General features: G+C 72.2%; 17 protein-coding genes. 4 read left to right on the top strand and 13 right to left on the bottom strand.

What is annotated here, in order from left to right; all coding sequences use genetic code 11:
* Positions 1 to 79 precede the first annotated feature (79 nt).
* The 3 genes from O9K63_RS05540 (at position 80) to O9K63_RS05550 (ending at position 2723) form a co-directional block, all read left to right on the top strand.
* Positions 80 to 1111: a methionine ABC transporter ATP-binding protein gene (locus O9K63_RS05540; protein ID WP_431190359.1), complete on the top strand. Its 1032-nt coding sequence runs from the start codon at positions 80 to 82 to the stop codon at positions 1109 to 1111.
* Positions 1108 to 1806, top strand: a complete 699-nt coding sequence (locus O9K63_RS05545) for a methionine ABC transporter permease (protein ID WP_277241304.1) — start codon at positions 1108 to 1110, stop codon at positions 1804 to 1806. Before O9K63_RS05540 ends, O9K63_RS05545 begins: the two co-directional genes overlap by 4 nt.
* Before the next feature lie 62 nt (positions 1807 to 1868).
* Positions 1869 to 2723, top strand: coding sequence for a MetQ/NlpA family ABC transporter substrate-binding protein (locus O9K63_RS05550; RefSeq protein WP_277241306.1), 855 nt, complete (start codon positions 1869 to 1871; stop codon positions 2721 to 2723).
* A gap of 4 nt (positions 2724 to 2727) precedes the next feature.
* Here O9K63_RS05550 and O9K63_RS05555 read toward each other — a convergent pair whose 3' ends face one another.
* The 5 genes from O9K63_RS05555 to O9K63_RS05575 all read right to left on the bottom strand — a co-directional run bounded on the left by O9K63_RS05555 (position 2728) and on the right by O9K63_RS05575 (position 7565).
* Complete coding sequence (locus O9K63_RS05555) at positions 2728 to 3891, bottom strand: GNAT family N-acetyltransferase (RefSeq protein ID WP_277241308.1); 1164 nt, start codon at positions 3889 to 3891, stop codon at positions 2728 to 2730.
* Between the two features lie 47 nt (positions 3892 to 3938).
* Positions 3939 to 5219 carry an AI-2E family transporter gene (locus O9K63_RS05560; RefSeq protein WP_277241310.1) on the bottom strand — a complete coding sequence of 427 codons (1281 nt, stop codon included), beginning with the start codon at positions 5217 to 5219 and terminating at the stop codon, positions 3939 to 3941.
* 28 nt (positions 5220 to 5247) lie between these two features.
* On the bottom strand, positions 5248 to 5661 hold the full coding sequence (gene nusB, locus O9K63_RS05565; protein WP_277241312.1) for a transcription antitermination factor NusB: 414 nt from the start codon (positions 5659 to 5661) through the stop codon (positions 5248 to 5250).
* The gene (gene efp, locus O9K63_RS05570) at positions 5662 to 6222 is read right to left on the bottom strand and encodes an elongation factor P (protein WP_277241314.1); all 561 of its coding nucleotides are present in this window, start codon (positions 6220 to 6222) and stop codon (positions 5662 to 5664) included. It abuts the gene before it with no gap.
* A 74-nt stretch (positions 6223 to 6296) separates the two neighbouring features.
* Positions 6297 to 7565, bottom strand: a complete 1269-nt coding sequence (locus O9K63_RS05575; protein ID WP_277241316.1) for an alpha/beta fold hydrolase — start codon at positions 7563 to 7565, stop codon at positions 6297 to 6299.
* A 46-nt stretch (positions 7566 to 7611) separates the two neighbouring features.
* Between O9K63_RS05575 and O9K63_RS05580 the strand changes: the two genes are divergently transcribed.
* Positions 7612 to 9180, top strand: coding sequence for an FMN-binding glutamate synthase family protein (locus O9K63_RS05580; protein WP_277241317.1), 1569 nt, complete (start codon positions 7612 to 7614; stop codon positions 9178 to 9180).
* 28 nt (positions 9181 to 9208) lie between these two features.
* Here the strand turns inward: O9K63_RS05580 and aroB are convergent, their stop codons facing one another.
* The 8 genes from aroB to O9K63_RS05620 all read right to left on the bottom strand — a co-directional run bounded on the left by aroB (position 9209) and on the right by O9K63_RS05620 (position 18926).
* On the bottom strand, positions 9209 to 10279 hold the full coding sequence (aroB, locus tag O9K63_RS05585; protein WP_277241319.1) for a 3-dehydroquinate synthase: 1071 nt from the start codon (positions 10277 to 10279) through the stop codon (positions 9209 to 9211).
* Positions 10276 to 10800: a shikimate kinase gene (locus O9K63_RS05590; RefSeq protein WP_277241321.1), complete on the bottom strand. Its 525-nt coding sequence runs from the start codon at positions 10798 to 10800 to the stop codon at positions 10276 to 10278. Before O9K63_RS05590 ends, aroB begins: the two co-directional genes overlap by 4 nt.
* Positions 10797 to 12026, bottom strand: coding sequence for a chorismate synthase (gene aroC / locus O9K63_RS05595; RefSeq protein ID WP_277241323.1), 1230 nt, complete (start codon positions 12024 to 12026; stop codon positions 10797 to 10799). The genes O9K63_RS05590 and aroC overlap by 4 nt, the downstream gene beginning before the upstream one ends.
* Positions 12027 to 12061: 35 nt before the next feature.
* Positions 12062 to 12883 (bottom strand): shikimate dehydrogenase, encoded by an 822-nt coding sequence (locus O9K63_RS05600; protein WP_277241325.1) that lies wholly within the window; start codon positions 12881 to 12883, stop codon positions 12062 to 12064.
* Between the two features lie 4 nt (positions 12884 to 12887).
* Positions 12888 to 14084 carry an endolytic transglycosylase MltG gene (gene mltG, locus O9K63_RS05605; RefSeq protein WP_277241327.1) on the bottom strand — a complete coding sequence of 399 codons (1197 nt, stop codon included), beginning with the start codon at positions 14082 to 14084 and terminating at the stop codon, positions 12888 to 12890.
* Positions 14081 to 14593, bottom strand: coding sequence for a Holliday junction resolvase RuvX (gene ruvX, locus O9K63_RS05610; RefSeq protein ID WP_277241329.1), 513 nt, complete (start codon positions 14591 to 14593; stop codon positions 14081 to 14083). The genes mltG and ruvX overlap by 4 nt, the downstream gene beginning before the upstream one ends.
* A gap of 7 nt (positions 14594 to 14600) precedes the next feature.
* A complete protein-coding gene (gene alaS / locus O9K63_RS05615) occupies positions 14601 to 17282 on the bottom strand; it encodes an alanine--tRNA ligase (RefSeq protein ID WP_277241331.1) in 2682 nt (893 codons plus the stop codon).
* A gap of 231 nt (positions 17283 to 17513) precedes the next feature.
* A complete protein-coding gene (locus O9K63_RS05620) occupies positions 17514 to 18926 on the bottom strand; it encodes a replication-associated recombination protein A (protein WP_277241333.1) in 1413 nt (470 codons plus the stop codon).
* Positions 18927 to 18939 lie beyond the last annotated feature (13 nt).

The following is an 18939-nucleotide window of genomic DNA, read 5'->3' on the forward strand; positions in this document are numbered from 1 at the left end:
TCGGTCGGCTCGACCATACCGCCCCCGGCCGGCCGACCGCACCACGGTCCACCTCATTGATGACATCATCGTTTTGATTATGCCTCGCATAACGTCCTATTATCCTTCGGTGACTGCCCCACCTCTGCTCGACATCCAGGGGCTGTGCAAGGAGTTCCCCTCCCCCAGCGGCCCTGTCGTTGCCCTCGAGGACATCACCCTGTCCATCCCGAGAGGCTCCATCCACGGCATCGTCGGCCGCTCCGGCGCCGGCAAGTCCACCCTCATCCGGTGTCTCACCGGACTGGAGCGGCCCACCTCGGGGAACGTCGTCCTCGACGGGACCGCCATCTCGTCCCTGACCGGCCGGCAACTGCGCACCGCGCGCCGGCGCTTCGGCATGGTCTTCCAGCACGCGAACATCCTCGACTCCCGCACGGCAGCCGACAACATCGCCCTCCCGCTGGAGATCGCGGGCTGGTCGCGGGCCGAGCGCGTCGCCCGCGTCACCGAGTTGCTCGACCTGGTCGGTCTGGCCGATCGAGCGGACAACCACCCGGCCCAGCTCTCCGGCGGGCAGCAACAGCGGGTCGGGATCGCCCGTGCCCTGGCGGCGCGGCCGGACATCCTCCTGTGCGACGAGCCCACGTCCGCCCTCGACGCCACGACCACCAGGCAGATCCTCGACCTGCTGCGCTCCCTGCGCGACCGCCTCGGCATCACCGTCGTCGTCATCACCCACGAGCCGGGCGTGGTCCGGGAGACGTGCGACGCGGTCACGCTGCTCGGTGACGGGGCCGTCCTCGAGAGCGGGGACATCGCGACGGTCGTGGCCGACCCGGCCGGACGGCTGCACCGTGACCTGATCCCCCTTCCGCCGACACCCCTCGCGGCAGACCGCCGCCACGTGGAGGTCGCCCTCGGTGCTGCCGGAGCCACCGGCGAGAGCGTCGACACGGTGCTGCAGCTGCTGCGCGACCGGGGCATCGGCGTCGAGGTCGCCGCGGCGACGCTGGAGACGATCGGCGGGCGCCGGGTCGGCCGGATCCAGCTCGAGATCGCGCCCGACCATGTCGCGGACGCGGTGCGAGTGCTCACCGTCGCCCGTCTGGCACCGGAGGTGGTCGCATGACCACCGTCGCCGCCGGCATCGCCGCAGACCCGCGGTGGCTGGACAACCCGGTCATCCGGGACGGGATACTCACCGCCACCTGGGAGACGCTCGCGATGACGGGGGTGACCAGCCTGTTCACGCTCCTGCTGGGCATCCCGGTCGGGGTGGTGCTGCACGCCACGTCCCCGGGCGGCATCGCGCCGAGCCCGATGATGAACAGAGTCGTCGGCGCCGTCGTCAACGTCGGTCGCTCGTTACCCTTCCTCGTCCTGATGATCGCGATCATCCCGTTCACGAGGTTCGTGGTCGGGACCTCCCTCGGCTGGCAGGCGGCGTGTGTGCCCCTGACGATCGGCGCCATCCCCTTCTACGCCCGGTTGGTCGAGATCTCGCTGCGCGAGGTCGCCGGCGGCAAGGTCGAGGCGGTGACGATGATGGGCGCCTCCCGTTGGGAGATCACCCGCAAGGTCCTGCTCCCCGAGTCCCTGCCCGGCCTCGTCGGCGGGCTGACGACCACGATCATCGCCGTCATCGGGTACACGGCCATGGCCGGGGCCGTGGGCGGCGGCGGCCTCGGTGCCGTCGCGATGACCTACGGCTACAGCCGCTTCGAGACCGACGTGATGATCGTCTGCGTCGTCCTGCTCGTGGTCATCGTCACGATCGTGCAGGTGCTCGGCGACCTCCTCGCCCGCCGGCTCGACCATCGCTGACCCCGCCTCCGGACCACCCCGTGACCGTTTCCCGGTCGGACCAACCCCACGAAAGGAACAGCATGTCCCACTTCCGTTCCCGCACGCGCACCGCCGCGCTGCTGACTCTCTCGGCCATCGGTCTCACCGCGTGCGGTGCGGGAGGCGGTGACGGGGCCGCCGGCCCGCAGACGGGCGACGACGGTGTCACCACCATCGCCATCGGTGCCTCCCCGACCCCGCACACCAGAATCCTCGAGTTCATCGACAAGGAGCTGGCACCCGAGGCGGAGCTCGACCTGGAGATCACGACCATCGCGGACTACGTCCAGCCCAACGTGCAGCTGCAGGAGGGCACGCTGGATGCCAACTACTTCCAGCACGAGCCCTACCTCGAGGAGCAGATCTCGGATCGCGGGTACGACTTCGCCCACTACCGGGGCATCCACATCGAGCCCTACGCCCTCTACTCCGACACCGTCGAGGACGTGGGGGACCTGCCGCAGGGCGCGCAGATCGGCGTGAGCAACGACCCGGCGAACCAGGGCCGGGCTCTCGAGCTGCTCCAGAGCGCCGACCTGATCACGCTCGAGGACGGCAAGGACGCCACCAACGCGACGCTGAACGACATCGCGGACAACCCCAAGGAGCTGGAGTTCACGGCGACCGACCCGGCCCAGCTCGTGCGCGCTCTGGAGGACCTGGACGGGGCGGTCATCAACGGCAACTACGCCCTCGAGGCAGATCTGGTGCCCACGCAGGACGGCCTGCTCGTCGAGGACGGAGAGGACAACCCCTACGCCAACTTCATCGCCGTCCGGTCCGAGGACAAGGACGACCCCGCGTTGCAGAAGCTGAACGAGCTCGCCCGCTCCCCCGAGGTCGAGGCGTACATCGAGGAGACCTGGCCGAAGGGCGGCGTCCTGCCGGCCTTCTGACCGCCTACCGCTCGCGGGGCCGGGGACGACCCGACGGCCGGTCATCACGCACTCCCGTGATGACCGGCCGGTGTCCGAGGACGGCGGCGACCTCCCCCAGCGCGACGATCTCCTCGAGGATGACGCGCGTCGGAGTGAGCATCGTCAGGCGCCCCGCGGCGAGGTCCGCGAGCAGGCGCCCCGCCGGCTCCCAGCCCGACCGGGTCGCCTCGCTCGTGAGGTGCTGCGGCTGGCTCGCCGTCTCGTGCGGGACGGGGAGGACGTAGAAGGCGACGTCGAAGCGCTTCGGGACGATCTCGGGGGTGATCCACCGGTCCCACGGGTGCAGCGACGAGGGGGCCGCCTGCATCCCGGTCTCCTCCTCGAGCTCACGCAGCCCGGTGGCCAGGAGGGTCCGGGCGTGCTCCCGGGGGTCGCTGGGGGTCGGGCTCCACCGGCACCAGCGCCGGACGTGCTCGGCCTCGACCTCGGGAGGAAGGGGGATCCCCGCCCCCGCAGCCACGTCACCGGGGTCGCACCGGCCCCCCGGGAAGACGACGGCACCGGCCGCGAAGTCCATGGTGCTCTGCCGGTGCTGGACGAAGACCTCCACGCCGCCCGGGCCGTCCCGCAGCGGGATGACGCTGACCGCGGGTCGGGGCTCGACGGTGGTCGTCGCCAGGGGGACGGACATGATGATCCGGGGGCCTCCCGCGTCGAGTCCGGCCGCACGCTCCCGTGCCCTGATCTCCCGGACGGGCTCGGGGGCGTCGGTCTCGTGGACCTCACGGAACCCGAGCTGTCGGTAGAAGGGTGCGTTCCAGGGGACGTCGGCGAAGGTGCACAGCGTCATCGCGGCGTGGCCCCGTCGGGCCGCCTCGACCTGGGCGGCGCTGACGAGCCCGCGACCGGTGCCCCGGCGCATGTGGTCCGGGTGCACCGAGAGCTGGTCGAGGTGGGCGTGACCGCCGAGGTCGAGCACGTGGGCGAACCCGACCGGGGGCTCCCCGGCGACGAGGACGAAGCCCGGGCGTGCCAGCCGCTGGTCACCCGACGGCGCCGGGGCCCAGCGCGAGACGTCCATGACCTCGGCGAACATCGGGGAGCCGGCGTCCTCGATCGCTGCGAGGGCGGCCAGCGCCGGGTCGCCCGGCGCGAGCGGCCTCACCGGCGGGTGTGGGGTAGGCATGTGTCGATCCTGCCCGAGCCGTCCGGAGCTGCGCTCCCCGGGTCCGGTCAGCCGAGCAGACGGTCGAGGGCCCGGCCGAACGGCCCGAGTGGTGGGGCCGGTGGAGCGTCGGAGGCCGACCGGGGGCGGTCCTGGTCGTCGACGGCGCTGAGCGCCCGCAGGTAGGACCGCTCGGCCCGCTCCGCTGCCCGGCGCCCCTCGTCGGTGTCCGGGTGCACGTCCTGCGGGCGCACGGAGCCGGACCGCAGGTTGGCCTGCTCGCTGAGGTAGCGCACCACGACGGCGCCGACCGCCGCGACCGGGACCGCGAGGAAGGCCCCGACGATGCCGAAGATCGTGCTCCCCACGGTGACGGCGAGCAGGATGATGCCCGCGTGCAGGTCCATCGAGCGGCCCTGGAGGAAGGGCTGGAGGACGTTGCCCTCGATCTGCTGGACGGCGACGACCAGCGCCAGCACGAGCAACGCGGTCATCGGCCCGTTGGCGACGAGCGCGACGAGGACGGCGAGTGCGCCCGCCGCGAAGGCACCGATGATCGGGATGAAGGCTCCGAAGAACGTCAGCACCGCGAGTGCGAACGCCAGCGGGACACCCAGGAGCAGCAGCCCGACCCCGATGAGCACGGCATCGGCGAGTGCCACGATCGCCTGGGTGCGCACGAAGCCCCCGAGGGTGTTCCACGCCCGGGTGCACACCTCGGTGAGGTGGTCGCCGGCCCGCTCCCCCGCGGTCCTGCGAACGAAGGGGAGGAAGTCCGGCCCGTCCTTGAGGAAGAAGAACACCAGGACGAGGACGAGGACGAGCGTGACCAGACCGCTGCCCACGGCCGAGGCACCGGCCAGCGCCCCGGAGGCGATCTGCCCACCCTGGTCCTGCAGCCACTGCGTCGCCCGGGAGACCCCGTCGTCGATCGTGCGGCTGTCGAGGTTGAAGGGGGGCTTCGCCAACCAGTCCTGCAGGCTCTGCAGACCCTTCGCGGCGGAGTCGGCCAGCTCACCGGCCTGGCTGACGACCGTCGGGATGATCGCCCCGATCACCCCGAAGAAGACGACGAGCGAGCCGAGGAGGACGACGACCGCGGCCAGGGCCGAGGGCACCCGGTGACGTCGCAGCCATGCCGTCACCGGCCACAGGACGGTGGCGACGATGAGGGCGAGGAGGACCGGGAAGATGCCGACCCACAGCCTGCCGACGAGCCAGCCGACCAGGGCGGCACCGACGGCGATGAGCAGCAGTCGCAGGGACCAGCGGGCGAGCCGGGTGAACCCGTCCCCGATGACCGCACCACGATCGCGCGGTCGGGAGTGGGTCGTGTCCTGCGTCTGCACTGCGGCCTCCTGGGCGGATGGGGGGGACTCAGACGAGCGTGGGCTTGACCTCGACGATCCGCGCGAGCAGACCGTTGATGAATCGTGGTGACTCGTCGGTGCTCAGCTCCGTGGCCAGCACCACGGCCTCGCTGACGGCGACCTCGTCGGGCACGTCCTCGCTGTAGAGGATCTCCCAGGCGCCCAGGCGCAGGATCGCCCGGTCCACGTCGGGCATCCGGTCGAGGCCCCAGCCCTGGCTGTAGGTCGTCAGGGCGTCGTTGATGTCAGTCCAGTGCGCGACCACACCCTGCACGGCCGTGATCGTGTAGGGGTTCAGGGGTGCCGGGGTCACCGGTCGCTCGGCCCGCTCCCGGGCGAGCTCACCGGCATTGATCTCCCGTGACTCCGCCTCGAAGAGCAGGTCGACGGCCCGCTTGCGGGCCTTGGTCCGTGCGCTCACTCAGTTCACGCGGCCGAGGTAGGAGCCGTCGCGGGTGTCGACCTTGACGCGGGTGCCCTGCTCGAGGAAGAGGGGCACCGAGATCTCGGCACCGGTCTCGAGGGTGGCCGGCTTGGAGCCGCCGGTGGAGCGGTCACCCTGCAGGCCCGGCTCGGTGTAGGTGATCTCCAGCTCGACCGACGGCGGCAGCTCGACGTAGAGGACGTTGCCCTCGTGCCGGGCCACGACCGCCTCGTTGTTCTCGAGGAGGAACTTGCTCGCGTTGCCCATGACCTCGGGGGTGACGGGGATCTGGTCGAAGGTGCCCGGGTCCATGAAGATGTAGTCGGTGCCGTCGTTGTACAGGTACTGCATCGTCTGCTTGTCGACGTTCGACGTCTCGACCTTGGTGCCGGCGTTGAAGGTCTTGTCGATGCTCTTGCCGCTGGTGACGTTCTTCAGCTTCGTGCGCACGAAGGCCGGCCCCTTGCCGGGCTTGACGTGCTGGAACTCCACGACGGTCCACAGCTGGCCCTCGAGGTTGAGGACCATGCCGTTCTTGAGGTCGTTCGTCGTTGCCACGTGCTGCTCGCCTTCGCGTCGGAGTCGTTGTCATCCCCGCGCGCCCGTCCGACGCCCGAGGGCCGCCCAGCATCCTAACGGTCGAAGGCGCCGGTCACCCACGCGCGCACGCTCGGTGCCGCCTCCTCGAGCATCGAGATGTGGTCGGCCCCGGGCAGCCGCACGTACTCGAGGTCGGTCCCCCGGTCGCGGTACTGGGCGGCGAGGCGGTCGCTGAGCAGCTGCGGCACGGTGGTGTCCCGGGCCCCCTGGACGAGCATGACCGGGACCTTCGGGTGCAGCTCTGCCGCGTCGTTGGTCCCGACGACCCGACCCAGCCGCTCCAGGTCGGCCTCCGCCGACAGGAAGTCCTCGAGGTCGACGCCCCCGAAGGAGTCGGGCCGGAACAGCTCGGCGACACACCGCTCCTCGAGGTGCGGCAGCAGCTCCCGGCCCTCCCGGCTCACGACCTGCTCGAGCGGCACGTCACCGGTGCGGGCAGCGGCGACGAGGAGCGGCCCGAGGAAGGTGGCGGTGGACGAGGTGGACGCAGCCCGATCCTGTGCCTCCTCCTCGGCCCGCGAGGGGGAGCGTCCCGCGCCCACCATCTCGACGACCGCGCCCAGCTGGCTCGGAGGGGCCAGCGCGACGATGCCCCGCAGGTCGAGCCCGGAGGTGTAGGCGCCCGTGAAGCGACTGGTGAACAGCGCCGCCTGCGCTCCCTGTGAGTGCCCCATCGCGACCCACTCGTCGGACAGGTCCGGCCCGAGCTCGTGGGCTGCCAGCACGATGTCGGCCATCGCCGCACCCGCCGACTGGCCCATGAGATAGGGGTGCGGGCCCGGAGTCCCCAGGCCCTCGTAGTCCGTGCGCAGGACGGCGTAGCCGTCCTCGACGAGCCCGGCGGTCATCCGGTCCATCGACGCGGTGTAGACGCCGGTCTGCTGGTCGGCCGCGGATCGTGAGGGCGCGCACCGGTCGGCTGTCCCGGTGGTCCCGTGGCCCCACGCGATCACCGGCCAGCCGCCCTCGGGCGGGTCGCCCGCGGGTGTCGAGACGACTCCCGAGACGGCCACGGTCTCCCCCTTCGCACTCGTCGAGCGGTAGAGGAGCAGGTGCGTGGTCCCCCCGATGGTCGGCCCGGTGACGATCCTGCGCGACCAGATCAGGCTGCCGTGCTCCCCGGCAGCCACCTGATCGGGACCCGGCTGGTAGAAGCCGGCGCCCTCCGGCGCCCGCTCCTGCGCCACGGCCCCGTCGGGCGCGCCGGGTCGCCAGAGCAGGACGCTCGCGAGGAGGGCGAGCACGAGGACGGCGGAGCCCGTCGTCCACCACGGATGCCGCCGGGGCCAGGAACCACTCACGCACGCATCCTCGCAGGACGGCACGCCAGGGTGCAGGATGGTTGGTATGAAGCCGAAGTCCCTCCTCCTCGCGTTCGCCGCCGGGACCGCCGGGCTCGCAACCCGGGACCTGCTCCAGAAGACGCACACGCTCAAGCGCAACTTCCCGGTCGTGGCCAACGCGCGGTTCGCGTTGGAGAAGGTCGGGCCGGAGCTGCGCCAGTACATCGTCACGAGCAACGACGAGGAGCGACCCTTCAGCCGGGACCAGCGCTCCTGGGTCTATGCCTCGTCGAAGAGGCAGAACAACTACTTCGGCTTCGGGACGGACAACGACATCGAGCGGGTCGAGGGCTACCCGATCTTCAAGCACCGCACCTTCTCGGACGTGGCCGCGTCCAGCTCGGTCACCGACTCCGACCGCATCGTGCTCCCCTCGGCGAAGGTGCTGGGCGGACCGCGCGGGCGTCGGCACGCCTTCCGCCCCGAGTCGGTGGTCAACATCTCCGCGATGAGCTACGGCTCCCTCTCCGGCAACGCCGTCACCGCGCTGAACAAGGGCGCCGAGCGCGCCGGGATCCTGCACAACACCGGCGAGGGCTCCCTCTCGCCCTACCACCGCCAGGGCGGCGACCTGATCTTCCAGATCGGCACCGCCTACTTCGGCTGCCGCGACGACACGGGGCGCTTCGACCTGGCGATGCTCAAGGACGTCGTCGAGTCCGCACCGGTCAGGGCGATCGAGATCAAGCTGAGCCAGGGCGCCAAGCCCGGCCTGGGCGGTCACCTCCCCGCGGAGAAGATCTCCCCGGAGATCGCCAGCACCCGTGGCATCCCGCCGGACCAGGACTGCGTCAGTCCGGCGAGGCACACCGAGTTCGACGACGTCGACTCGATGCTCGACTTCGTCGAGCTGATCGCCCAGGAGACCGGCCTGCCGGTCGGGATCAAGTCCGCGGTCGGGGGCAACGACCTGTGGGAGGGCCTCGTCGAGCACATGGCCGACGGCCAGCGGGGCGTGGACTACATCCAGATCGACGGGGGCGAAGGGGGGACCGGCGCGGCGCCCCTGGTCTTCAGCGACGCCGTCGCGCTGCCCTACCGCCTGGCCTTCACCCGGGTGTACTCGCTCTTCGCCGAGGCCGGCCTGACCGACCGCGTCACCTGGATCGGCAGCGGGAAGCTCGGTCTGCCCGAGAACGCCCTCGTCGCCTTCGCGCTCGGGGCCGACATGGTCAGCGTCGCCCGCGAGGCCATGCTCGCCATCGGCTGCATCCAGGCGCAGAAGTGCCACACCGACAGGTGCCCCGTCGGGGTCGCGACGCAGAACCCCTGGCTCGAGCGGGGCCTCGACCCGACACTGAAGGCCCACCGCCTCGACAACTACGTGCGGACCCTGCGGCGTGATCTGCTCAAGGTCTCCGAGGCGTGCGGGGTCTGGCACCCGGGCCTGCTCACCGTCGACGACGTCGAGATCCTCCATGGCGAGCGCACGGCGGTCCCACTCGGCGACATCTACGGCTACCAGCCGGGGTGGGGGACCCTCGGCGAGGCGGATGCCGCGCAGATCGTCGACATCATGTCCCGCTCGGCGACGCACGGGGAGACCCACCGGCTCGCCCGGCCGACCGCCTGACGGTCCCCGCACCCCGACCAGGATGCGGTCAGGCGAGTGCCGCGTAGGCCTCGCGCAGCAGGTCCTCCGGCGGGCCCTCGAGGCGCGTCGGCGCGGCGAGCCCGTCGAGCACGACGAGTCGCAGGGTGGCGCCACGGGTCTTCTTGTCCCTGCGCAGCGCCGCGAGCAGGTCGTCGAAGTCGGCCCGCGCGTACGTGGTGGGCAGCCCGAGGAGGCCGAGGACGTAGCGGTGCCGATTCAGCAGCGCCGCGTCGATGTGGCCGGTCCGGTGCGCGAGCTCGGCCGCGAAGACCATCCCGATGGCCACCGCCTCCCCGTGCCGCATGCGGTACTGCTCGTGGTGCTCCACGGCGTGGCCGAGCGTGTGCCCGTAGTTGAGGATCTCGCGCAGGCCGGACTCCCGCAGGTCCGCGGCGACGACCGCGACCTTGACGGCGATCTTGCGCTCGATGACCTCGCGCAGCGCGGGTGAGCCGGGGTCCTGCACACCGGCCGCATCGGCCTCGACGAGCTCGAGGATCCGCGGGTCGGCGATGAAGCCGCCCTTGACGACCTCGGCCAGACCCGCGGCCAGGTCGGCGGGTGGGAGCGAGTGCAGGTGGTCGAGGTCGCACAGGACCGCGGCGGGGGTGTGGAAGGCCCCGACGAGGTTCTTCCCCTCCGCGGTGTTGATGCCGGTCTTCCCGCCGACGGCCGCATCGACCATGCCGAGGACGGTGGTGGGCACGTGGACGACGGCGACGCCGCGCAGCCAGGCGGCGGCCGCCCAGCCGCCGAGGTCGGTGACGCTGCCACCGCCGACGGCGACGACGGCGTCGCTGCGGGTGAACCCGGCCTGCCCCATGCGTGCCCACAGGCCGCTGGCGACCTCGACGGTCTTCGCCGCCTCGGCGTCGGGGACGGCGGCGACGTGGACGTCGAGCCCGGCCCGGCGAAGGGAGTCCACCACCGGAGCGGCGCGGGTGGCCAGGGGTGCACCGTGGACGACGAGCACGCGGGCGACGCCGTCGGGGAGCACCTCGGCCACGCGGGTGGAGGCCCCGTGGCCGACGAGGACGTCGTAGTCCTCCCCGACCGGGATGGTCGTCACCTCGCTCATGCAGGGTCCTCCAGCAGGGTCAGGGCCTCGGTGACGACGGACTCGGCGTCGCGTCCGGCCGTGTCGACCCGCCAGCTCGCCAGGCCCTCGTACGTCGGACGGCGGGCCTCCGTCGTGCGGATCCACGACTGGCGCGGGTTGACGGCCAGGAGGGGCCGCGAGCGGTCGAAGCCGATGCGCTTGGCCGCGTCGGCGATCCCGACGTCGAGGAAGAGGACCCGGTGCCCGGCGAGGGCCTCGGCGACCGCGGGCGTCATCGGGGCACCGCCCCCGAGCGCGAGGACGATGCCCTCCTGTGCCAGCGAGTCGAGCACCGCGCGCTGCTCGGCCTCGCGGAAGTACTCCTCGCCGCTCTCGATGAAGAGGTCGGGGACGGACCTGCCCTCGCGCTCCTCGACGAGCCGGTCGGTGTCGACGACCCGGCGTCCGGTGCGCTCGGCGATCCCGGCCGCCACGGTGGACTTGCCCACCCCGGGCGGGCCGATCACGACGACGTAGGGGCCGGGCACGGCGGCGCTCATGCGTCCCACGACCGCATGAGCTGCGGGATCGACTCGAGGTACCCACGGTGGTTGCGCGCCGTCTCCGCGACGGAGTCGCCACCGAACTTCTCCACGCAGGCCTCGGCGAGCACGAGCGCGACCATGGCCTGGGCGACGACCCCCGCAGCCGGGACGGCGCAGACGTCGGACCGCTGGTGGATCGCCGTCGCCGGGTCCGTTCCCGTGACGTCGACGGTGTCGAGGGCCCGCGGGACGGTGCTGATCGGCTTCATGCCCGCACGCACGCGCAGGACCTCACCGGTGCTCATCCCACCCTCGGTCCCCCCGGCACGGCCGGTGCGCCGACGGATGGTCCCGTCGGTGTCGCGCTCCATCTCGTCGTGCGCCGCCGATCCGCGTCGGCGGGCGGTCGTGAAGCCGTCGCCGACCTCGACGCCCTTGATCGCCTGGATGCCCATGAGGGCGCCGGCGAGCCGCGAGTCCAGCCGGCGGTCCCAGTGGACGTGGCTCCCCAGCCCCGGGGGGACGTCGTAGGCGAGCACCTCGACGACACCACCGAGGGTGTCCCCGTCCTTCTTCGCCGCCTCGATCTCGGCGACCATCGCATCGGTCCCCTCGCGGGTCATCGCCCGCACGGGGTTCGCGTCGAGCGCCTCGATGTCGTCGGGGGTCGGCAGCGCACCGTCGGCCGGCGCCTGCCCCTCGCCGATGGCCACGGTGTGCGCGACGAGGCGGATGCCGTAGGCCTGCTCGAGGAAGCGCTCCGCCACCTCGCCGAGGGCGACCCGGGCGGCGGTCTCACGGGCCGAGGCGCGCTCGAGCACCGGACGTGCCTCGTCGAAGCCGTACTTCTGCATGCCGACCAGGTCGGCGTGTCCGGGCCGTGGGCGGGTCAGCGCCTTGTTGCGGGCCAGCTCCTTCTCGGCACCGATGTCGTTCGACGCCCGCAGCGCGGACTCGTCGACCGGGTCGGCGCCCATGACCGCCTCCCACTTGGGCCACTCGGTGTTGCCGATCATCACGGCGAGGGGCGAGCCGAGGGTGCGTCCGTGGCGCACGCCACCGAGGAAGGTCACCTCGTCCCGCTCGAACGTCATCCGCGCACCGCGCCCGTACCCCAGACGGCGACGCGCCAGGGCGTCCGCGACATCGGACGTCGTCACCTCGACCCCAGCGGGCAGGCCCTCGAGGGTGGCCACGAGGGCCTGTCCGTGCGACTCACCGGCGGTCAACCAACGCAACATGGCACAGATCCTCGCATCCCGTGGGAGCGGCCGACTCAGGCGTCCGGGGAGTGACCCAGGGCGGCCCGACCGGCAGCCTGCATCGCCGCCACGGGCGCGGCCACGCCGGTGAAGAGCTCGAACTGCCGCGCGGCCTGGTGCACGAGCATCTCCAGGCCGGAGACGACCTGCGCGCCGTGGGCGGTGGCGGCGCGGGCCAGCGGCGTCGGCCAGTCCGCGTAGACGACGTCGAGGACGGTCGCACCGGCGAGGCCGTCGTCGACGTGGCCCGCCGCGGCGCCGTTGGCCGTCCCGCCGGGGAGCGTCGAGACGATGGCGGGGGCGCCGGTGCGCGCCCACTCCTCGAGGGGGACGATCTCGAGCGAGACGTCGGCGACGTCGCGCAGCGCCTCGGCCCGCTCGGGCCTGCGCGCCGCGACCGTGACGTGCGTGGCACCCAGCCCCACCAGTCCCAGCAGGGCCGAGCGGGCGGTCGCCCCGGAGCCCACGACGGTGGCCCGGTCGACGCCCTCGACACCGGCCCCGCGCAGGGCGGCCGTGATGCCGTGGACGTCGGTGTTGTCCGCGGCCCAGCCGGTGGCCGTGCGCACGAGGGTGTTGACCGCCCGGGCGGCCCGGGCGGTGTCGGTGACGGTCTCGGCGAGGTCACCACCGACGACCTTGAGCGGCATCGTCAGGCTCAGGCCGCGCCACTCCTGGGTGAGCCCGGCGACGAAGGGGGCCAGTCCCCCTTCGTCAACCTCGTGCGAGGTGTAGGTCCACTCCGTCAGCCCCGCCGCCACGTACCCGGCCCGGTGCAGGGTCGGGGACAGCGAGTGAGCGATCGGGGACCCCAGGACGCCGGCGCGCGAGGTCATCGCCTCACTCGCAGCTGCCGGTGTTGCTGCAGAACTCCTGGACGTTCTGCTGGTGCTCGGCCTCGGTCTCGGCGAACTTCGTCTCCCCCGTGGAGGGGTCCACGGTGACGAAGAAGAGCCAGTCGCCCTCGGCAGGGTTGCCCGCGGCGTCGATGGCGGCGGCACCGGGGTTGTTGATCGGCCCCGGAGGCAGGCCCTGGTTCTTGTACGTGTTGTAGGGGCTGTCGGTGTTGCGCTCCTTGTCGGAGGTCGTCACCGTCCCCCGCTTCTGCAGCATGTAGTGGATCGTCGAGTCCATCTGCAGCATCCCGCGGGTCGGGCCCGTGGGGTCGGCGAGGCGGTTCTCGACCACGCGCGCGACCTTGTGGCGGTCCGCCTCACCGGCCTCACCCTCGACGATGGAGGCGACGGTGAGGGTGCGCTCCCACTCGTCCTTCGGGACCCCTGCCTCCTCGAGCTGCGCGACCGTCTGGTCGATCATCTTGTTCAGCTGCTGCACGGCGCTCGCGTCGTCGGCGAACTCGTAGGTGGAGGGGAAGAGCCAGCCCTCGATCGCACCCTCCGCCTGCGGGGGCAGCTCGAGCCGGTCCGACTCCTCGGCCTGCTCGTACTCCTTCACGGGGACACCCGTGCCCTCGGACAGGCGCTCGTAGACCTCCGAGCGCCACAACCCCTCGGGGATGGTCACGCCCTTGGCGATCCGGCTCTCCGGGGAGAGCAGGCGGTCGAAGGCGTCGGTGGCCGACATCTTCTTCAGCATCGAGTAGGTGCCGGGCTGGATCCTGGCGGCCCGCTCCGGCTGTGCCGTGGCCACCGCGGTGAAGCTGCTCGTGGTCTTGACGACGTCGGCCTCCTCGAGGGTCTCGCCGATCATCGCGCCGGACGCGCCGGAGTCGATGACCACCTCGACCTCCCCCCTGCCGGGGCCGGGGTAGTCGTTCGGCTCGCCCCCACCGGGCAGGAGCGAACGCAGGGAGCCGAAGGCGAACCACACCGCCGCGAGGACGAGCGCCGCCGCGAGGACCAGCACGACGGCCGACACGGCACGGCGCCGGCCGGGGCCCCCGCCGTCATGGCGTGACCGGCGCCCGCCGCGCCGGTGGTCCCTGCGCCGCTCCGCACGGGTCCGGTGCACGACGTCGTGCTCGTCGTGGCCCGCGCCGCGACCGTCGTCGAAGATGCTGTCGTCGAGCCTCGTCATGCGTCCTTGCCCTTCCGCGGTGTGCGTCGGCGCGGCCGCCCGACCCGTTCCCCGGGGGGTCCACCGGTTGCGCGCTCCGTGTCCAGTGCGGTCTGCAGGATCAGCACAGCGGCCGCCTGGTCAACCACCTCGCGATGGTTGCGCCCGGCCACGCCGCTGTCACGCAGACCCCGATGAGCATCCACTGTCGACAGGCGTTCGTCCACCAGGCGGACCGGCGTGTTCGCGATCGGTGCCGCCCCGAGGGCCCGGCGCAGTGCCTGCGCCCAGTCCCGCACGCGACGTGCGGCGGGCCCCTCCCCGCCGTCGAGCGACCGCGGCAGACCGACGACCACCTCGACGACCGACAGCTCGCCGGTCAGCTCGACGACCCGGTCGATGTCGCTGTCGTGCTCGAGGTCGCGGGCGATGGTCTCGACCGGGGTCGCCAGGAGCCCGGCGGGGTCGCTCGTCGCGACCCCGACCCGGGCGTCCCCGACGTCGATACCCAGGCGTGCTCCGGTGCGCATGGTCCGGTCAGGCCCCGATCTCGCGCTCGAGGGCCGCGAGTGCCTCGGACACCTTGGCGACGTCCTGGCCGCCACCCTGGGCGAGGTCGTCCTTGCCGCCGCCCCCGCCGCCGAGCGTCTGCGCAGCGACGCGGACGAGCGCACCGGCCCTGACCCCCTTCGCCCGGGCCGACTCGTTGGTGGCGACGACGACGACCGGCTTGCCCGAGCCGTCACCGGTGAGGGCCACGACCGTCGGCCGCTCCTCCCCCAGCCGGCCGCGGGTGTCGGTGACCATGCGGCGCAGGTCGTCGCCGGACGCCCCGGCGATGTGCTGGCCGATGAAGGTCACGCCCGCGACGTCCTTCGCGCCGTCGGTGAGCGATCCCGCGGAGGCGGCGACCTGCTCACGACGGACCTTCTCCAGCTCCTTCTCCGTCTCGCGCAGGCGGGCGATCATGTCGGAGACACGCTCCGGGAGCTCCCCGGCAGGCACCTTGACGATGTCGGCCAGCTCGGCGACGAGCGCCCGCTCGGTGGCCAGGTGCTGCAGCGCGTTCATCCCGACGAAGGCCTCGAGGCGACGGACACCGGAGCCGACGGAGGACTCGCCGGTGAGGGTGAGCGCACCGATCTGGCTGGAGTGGCGCACGTGGGTGCCACCGCACAGCTCGCGCGACCACGGGCCGCCGATCTCGACGACACGCACCAGCTCGTCGTAGGTCTCGCCGAAGAGCGCGAGGGCTCCCTGCTCGCGGGCCTCGGGCAGGGTCATCCAGTCGGCGGCGACCGGCAGGTCGTCCCGGACGGCGAGGTTGGCCACGTGCTCGATCTCGGCGCGGGCGTCCGCGGAGAGGGACTGGTTCCACGCGAAGTCCAGGCGCAGGTAGCCGGGCTTGTTGTAGGAGCCGGACTGCAGCGCCGACGGGCCGAGCACCTGGCGGAGGGCGGCGTGGACGACGTGGGTGCCGGAGTGCGCCTGGCAGGCGTCGACCCGCCAGCCGGGGTCCACCTCCGCCGAGGTCTCCTGCCCGACCCGCACGGGGCCGTCGGCGACCTCGACGGTGTGCGCGACGAGGCCCTTGACGGGGCGCTGCACGTCCCTGACGAGCAGGCGGGTGCCGTCGGCGACGATGACGCCCGCATCGGCCACCTGGCCACCGGACTCGGCGTAGAAGCTCGTCCGGTCGAGCACCACCTGACCGGTCTGGCCCGGCTCGAGCTCCTCGACCGTGGCGCCGTCGCGCACGAGGCCGACGACCGATCCGTGGGTGGTCAGCTCCTCGTAGGCACGCCAGTCCGTGGCGCCGAGCGAGCGCAGCTGCTTCCACACCTCGGTGTTGGCGTGGCCGCCCTTCTTCGCCCGGGCGTCGGCCTTGGCGCGCTGGCGCTGCTCGTCCATGAGTCGCACGAATCCCTCGCGGTCGACCGCCAGGCCCTGCTCGGCCGCCATCTCGAGGGTGAGGTCGATCGGGAAGCCGTACGTGTCGTGCAGGGCGAAGGCCTTCTCCCCCGACAGGACCTCGCGACCGGACTGCTTGGTCTCGGTGACCGCGGTGTCGAGGATCGTCGTGCCCTGGGTCAGGGTGCGGCGGAAGGCCTGCTCCTCGGCGTAGGCGATCTGGGCGATCCGGTCGAAGCCGGTGCGCAGCTCGGGGTAGGAGGCGCTCATCCGCTCCATGGAGATCGGCAGCAGGTGCGGCAGGGCCGGCTCCTCGTACCCGAGCAGGCGCATCGCCCGCACCGCGCGACGCAGCATGCGGCGCAGCACGTAGCCGCGTCCCTCGTTGCCGGGGGTGACGCCGTCGCCGATGAGCATGAGCGAGGAGCGCACGTGGTCGGCGACGACGCGCAGGTGGACGTCGTCGGGGTGGGAGTCCCCGGCCGTCTGCCCGGAGGAGGTGCCGTACTCGCGCCCCGTCATCTCCGCGGCCTTCTCCAGGACCGGGTAGACCTCGTCGATCTCGTACATGTTGTCGACGCCCTGCAGGATGCTCGCGATGCGCTCGAGTCCCATGCCGGTGTCGACGCTCTGCGCCGGCAGCGGTCCGGCGACGTCGAAGTCGTCCTTGGCCCGGACGGCGGAGAGCTCGTACTGCATGAAGACGAGGTTCCAGATCTCCATGAACCGGTCCTCGTCGACCTCCGGCCCGCCGTCGACGCCGTACTCCTCGCCGCGGTCGTAGAAGATCTCGCTGCAGGGGCCGCCCGGGCCGGGCACGCCCATGCTCCAGTAGTTGTCGAGCTCGCCGCGACGCACGATGCGCTCGGCCGGGATGGAGGTCTCCTCCAACCACAGCCGCTCGGCCTCGTCGTCGTCGATGTAGACCGTGGCCCAGAGGCGGTCGGGGTCGAGCCCGTAGCCGCCGTCGTCCTGGCTGGTCGTGAGCAGCTCCCAGGCGAACGCGATCGCCTCGCGCTTGAAGTAGTCACCGAAGGAGAAGTTGCCGTTCATCTGGAAGAACGTGCCGTGCCGGCTCGTCTTGCCGACCTCGTCGATGTCGCCGGTGCGCACGCACTTCTGCACGCTCGTGGCGCGGGCCCACGGGGCGCTCTCCTGGCCGGAGAAGTACGGCTTGAAGGGAACCATGCCGGCGTTGACGAAGAGGAGGGTCGGGTCCTCGTGGATCAGCGGGGCGGAGGGGACGACCGTGTGTCCCCTCGCCTCGAAGAAGGTCAGCCAGCGGCGCCGGATCTCGGCAGTTTCCATGGGTGTCTCGTGTCCAATCGGTGCTGTTGCAAGAGCAGGTGCGGATGTCTCGGGCAGGAGCGAAGGGGGCGTCCGGCGCCTCAGGCGCGGGTCGACCCCGGGATAGCTCGCCGCGCGGAGGTCCGCCGCGGTCGTCCGAGAGGCACGGTCATGCCCCTCACCCTACCCACCGGGTCGGTGGGCCGCTGTCGGCGCGGGAGCCCGGGAGAGCACGACGACGCGCCGACGAGCTCACCGACGCCGCAGGCGTTCCCTGAGCCAGGCCCACCGGTCCTGCAGCCGCGCCTCGAAGCCGCGGTCGGTCGGCCGGTAGTACGACCTGTCGGCGAGCTCGGCGTCCAGGTCGTCGGGGAGGTACTGCTGCACGGCCACCCCGTCGGGCTGGTCGTGCGCGTAGACGTACCCCTCGACCTTCGCTCCCCCGCTGGCACCGGCGGCACGGTCGGAGGCCTGGGTGTAACCGCTGCCGCGCAGGTGCGGCGGCACCGCCTGCACCTTGCCGGCCCGCACGTCGGCGATGGCCTCGTTGATGCCGGTGTAGGCCGCGTTGGACTTCGGCGCGAGCGCGTTGTGGACGACGGCCTGCGCGAGGATGATGCGCGCCTCGGGCATCCCGATCTGCGCGACCGCGTGCATCGCGGCCACCGCCGTCTGCAGTGCCGTCGGGTCACCCAGCCCCACGTCCTCGGAGGCGGCGATGACGATGCGCCGGGCGATGAAGCGCGGGTCCTCCCCCGCCTCGAGCTGGCGCGCCAGGTAGTGCAGTGCCGCGTCGACGTCGGAGCCGCGCATCGACTTGATGAAGGCGGAGGCGACGTCGTAGTGCTGGTCGCCGGTGCGGTCGTAGCGCACGGCCGCGCGGGCGACGGCCTGCTCGACGTGGGCGAGGGTGAGCGGGACGCTCTTCGGCGTCTCGCGGCCGAAGGGGACGTCCCCGTCGGCGACACCGGCGGCCGCCTCGAGCGAGGTCAGCGCCCGACGGGCGTCCCCCCCGGCGATCGCCACGAGGTGGTCGCGGGCCTCGTCGGCGAGGTCGTAGCCACCGGCCAGTCCCCGCTCGTCGGTGAGGGCGGCGTCGATGACCTCACCGACCTCCTCCCGGGTCAGCGACTCCAGGGTGACCAGGATCGAGCGTGACAGCAGCGGCGCGATGACGGAGAACGACGGGTTCTCCGTCGTCGCCGCGACGAGCACGACCTCACGGTTCTCCACCCCGGGCAGGAGCGCGTCCTGCTGTGCCTTGGAGAAGCGGTGGATCTCGTCGAGGAAGAGGACCGTCTGCCGGCCGTACAGGGAGCGCGCGCGCGCGGCGTCCTCCAGGACGGCGCGCACGTCCTTGACCCCCGCGCTCACGGCGGACAGCTGCACGAAGTCCCGGTCGGCGGCCGTCGCCACGAGGTGGGCCAGGGTCGTCTTGCCCGTACCGGGCGGGCCCCACAGGATCGCCGACATCGGCCCGGTGACGGCGCTGACGCTGCCCTCCACGAGCCGGCGCAGGGGGGAGCCTTGCCGCAGCACCTCCTGCTGACCACGCACCTCGTCGAGATCACGTGGCCGCATGCGTACCGCGAGGGGCGCCTGCAGGTCCGCCGCACCACCGTCGGGTTCCCCACCGGCGGAGGCGAAGAGATCGAAGGAGGTCACGAGTGGCACGCTA

The organism is Janibacter cremeus, assembly GCF_029395675.1.
Classification (GTDB): Bacteria; Actinomycetota; Actinomycetes; order Actinomycetales; family Dermatophilaceae; genus Janibacter; species Janibacter cremeus_A.